The sequence below is a fragment of the Mesorhizobium sp. M1E.F.Ca.ET.063.01.1.1 genome (assembly GCF_003998155.1).
Classification (GTDB): domain Bacteria; phylum Pseudomonadota; class Alphaproteobacteria; order Rhizobiales; family Rhizobiaceae; genus Mesorhizobium.
In genome coordinates this window covers 1-1,239 of the sequence record NZ_RZSC01001162.1, presented here as the reverse complement: position 1 = coordinate 1,239, position 1,239 = coordinate 1, and the positions used below count along the sequence as shown (strand labels likewise).

At 61.0% G+C, this 1,239-nt stretch carries 2 protein-coding genes; one reads left to right on the top strand and one right to left on the bottom strand.

Annotated elements, in window-relative coordinates; genetic code table 11:
- The coding region (locus tag EOA29_RS36910; protein ID WP_145970067.1) for an FAD-dependent oxidoreductase at window positions 1–499 on the bottom strand (499 nt) is incomplete at its 3' end.
- Window positions 500–839: 340 nt separating this feature from the next.
- Here EOA29_RS36910 and EOA29_RS36905 point away from each other — a divergent pair.
- The gene (locus EOA29_RS36905; protein ID WP_126093561.1) at window positions 840–1,229 is read left to right on the top strand and encodes a hypothetical protein; all 390 of its coding nucleotides are present in this window, start codon (window positions 840–842) and stop codon (window positions 1,227–1,229) included.
- Window positions 1,230–1,239 lie beyond the last annotated feature (10 nt).

The window sequence follows — 1,239 nt, the reverse complement described above, 5'->3', positions numbered from 1 at the left end:
CCCAAGGCTCGGCCCGCATGTCGGAAGGTGTTGTCATCGCGCCCTTGAAACTGCGTGACATCCCTTTGATGAGACCCGCGGTTTCCCGCGCGTTCAGAAGGCGGGTATCGATCTTGTGGACGGCGGCGATCTTCAGGAATTCTTCGAAGCCGGCCATTTGGCGGTCCGAGCTGGCAAGATAAGTCACGCCTGTCTGGTTGAGGCCGATGTCTTCGCCGCATTCCTCGGCCAGCTGCCGCCAGTGGCGGGATGCCTCGATCACGATCGGCAGCTCATCCGCATCGCGTCCCTGCTTGCGGATCCATCCCCAATTGCGGGAGGACTGCTCGGCCGCGATCCGCCCCTTTTCCACCAGCGTCACGGAGATGTTCCGCCGCGCAAGAAAAAGAGCTGTCGTCACGCCGATAATGCCGCCGCCGACAATCACCACGTCCGAACTTTTCGGAGGAGGGCCGGGATATTGAATGGGATTCGCTTCGGAGAAGGGGAAAGTAAGCAAGGGCGCATCCTGAAAAGACGACGACAGCTATGGCCCACCGGCAGCCATCTTTTCTTGAGGCAGTTCAAGGGGAACGTGGAGCACAGGCCTGACGAGCGGCGCCGGTATATTCGCCCGAAACAGACAGGTAGCCAGCATATGTGCAGCCACCATTCAACGCTCGATCACATCGGATAACGTTTGCGTGCCACCTGCGTTTCAACTCCGGGGTGGCCTCTATATCTCGTCCCCGGGCCGAGAACCGCCGGCGGTGAGTGGCTGCATCGCGACACGACGCGACCAGACGGCCCGTTTTGGGGAAGCGGCTTTACCGCTCCCTCCATCATAGGGAGATGCCGTCATGCGCTATTTCATGCCAAAAATCATCGCGGTCGCATCGGTCTTCGCGGCCATACCGCTTTCGAGCGCCTATGCGGTGCACCGTCACCACAGGGTCGACACCATGACCACGGCATCGGTGCCGGCGGATCCGAAAGCGAAAGCGGCGTTGGATCAGTTGCTGAACGTGAGGCAGGGTATCCGGGAAGCAAGGCAAGCCGGCAAGATCACGCAGGATCAGGCCCGTGATCTGATGCAGCAGGCGGATACCATCCAGCGTACCGCGCTGACTTCCGGAGACCGTTCGGCGCTGGGGGAGATCAATGCCCTGGATCAGCGGCTTCAGAATGCCACCGGGCAAGGCACCTATGTGGGTGACGGTGCCGACGGCGGCTACTATCCGAACGGCTGACGAAGACACG

Coding starts and splice junctions, on each gene's coding strand:
- EOA29_RS36905 (WP_126093561.1), top strand. CDS start 840: ATGCGCTATTTCATGCCAAAAATCATCGCGGTCGCATCGGTCTTCGCG.